A 1,342-nucleotide genomic window follows, 5' to 3' on the forward strand; every position below is an offset into this window, starting at 1 on the left:
CTAAACATCCCCCGTTTTTTAATTGAGCATTAAATTGAGTTGCCCTATATTTTTTTCAGGTTCCGTATTTTGAATTTTCCATCTACTTTTTACTGGCATCAGTAAAATTGCTATCACTTTTGATATTTTATAGTAGATGAAATTGGTAAGCTCTCTGACCGTATGCTTGTTCAGGTAATTGTACCCTGTATCCAGCAGTAAACTAAAATGAATCGATCGTGTTTTCTTGTAAATCATAAACATGGCTACGGTTAGTACCGCAAGCATTGACTGTAACCCTTCAAAAGTCTTCATTTGAATGGATTCTAATTTGTATTGCTGCTTTACATGCCTGTGGTATTCTTCTATTTTCCATCGTAGACCATACCCTGTAAAGGCCCATTTTGCCACTTCTCTTGCAGTGGAGAGTTCGCTTTTTACAAGCAAATAACATTGTCCTCCATGCTTTTCGTCCCGTGAGACTACCAGCCACAATTTATGTGCCCTGCCTTTGATGGTATAGGTTATGGGTATGGCCCCTATTTGGTAGCGCTTCAAAACAGGCTTGTGTTTCTTGATCTTGGTCACACTTTGGGTAATTGAGAAGTCTATTTTATTTACAAGGGCACTTACTTGATATTCCTGTTGCTTATAACTAACTTTTGTGTTCCTTTTTAAACGGATGATTGCTTGGAAACATTCCCCGATAAAGAAATCCCTTAATATGGTATTGTCCGCTCCGCGATCAAAGACCCAGCATCCTTTTTTGCCAATGTGATCCTTGACCTGTCCTACAGCCTTCTTTATCTCGTTGTTACTGCTCAACGCCCCCATTTCATAACTGTATGCCTTACTGAATAGGGGCACCATTGTTTTGTCGGTGCCGATCGCATTTATATTCAGAACATTGTACCCAAGGCCGATCTTACCGGTATCGCCGTTTTTCACCAACTCCAGACCTTCCATGTGCTTGGCGTACTTTTTGCTGATATCGGTACCGTCCATGAGGATAAAATCATCTTTAGATATCCCGGAAGAGACAGAGTTTAAATGGGAGTCCAATACTTTTACCGCATAATCTTCCTTAAGGTATTGAGAAGCTAAACGCTTACAAACATCCTTGAGTTTTAAGGGTTCCCTTAGGGATGCTGCTATTTGATTCACAAATACAGATCTTGATTTTAATATACCTATGACCATATCCTTTAAACAGCGTAACTCCGGCTTGGTAAATAGGGTTGTGGATAAAAAATAGTTGCTCAACTGGGTTTGTATTTGTTTTGTTAGTACCTTGTCCATCGAACTGTTTTTAAAGTGAGTGTTTTTTTTGCAACAATAAATTACAGCTTTTTAAACAGTTTTC

1 protein-coding gene is annotated in these 1,342 nt (G+C 38.9%); it reads right to left on the bottom strand.

Going from position 1 to position 1,342, the window contains the following annotated elements:
* Positions 1 to 18: 18 nt before the first annotated feature.
* Positions 19 to 1,278 (bottom strand): transposase, encoded by a 1,260-nt coding sequence (locus F1E73_RS16965; protein WP_150452657.1) that lies wholly within the window; start codon positions 1,276 to 1,278, stop codon positions 19 to 21.
* Between the last annotated feature and the right edge of the window lie 64 nt (positions 1,279 to 1,342).

It is taken from the genome of Arenibacter lacus (assembly GCF_008711145.1).
Taxonomy (GTDB): domain Bacteria; phylum Bacteroidota; class Bacteroidia; order Flavobacteriales; family Flavobacteriaceae; genus Arenibacter; species Arenibacter amylolyticus.

Bases quoted from the DNA above. Each gene is read 5' to 3' on its own strand.
- F1E73_RS16965 (WP_150452657.1), bottom strand. From the start codon at position 1,278: ATGGACAAGGTACTAACAAAACAAATACAAACCCAGTTGAGCAACTAT.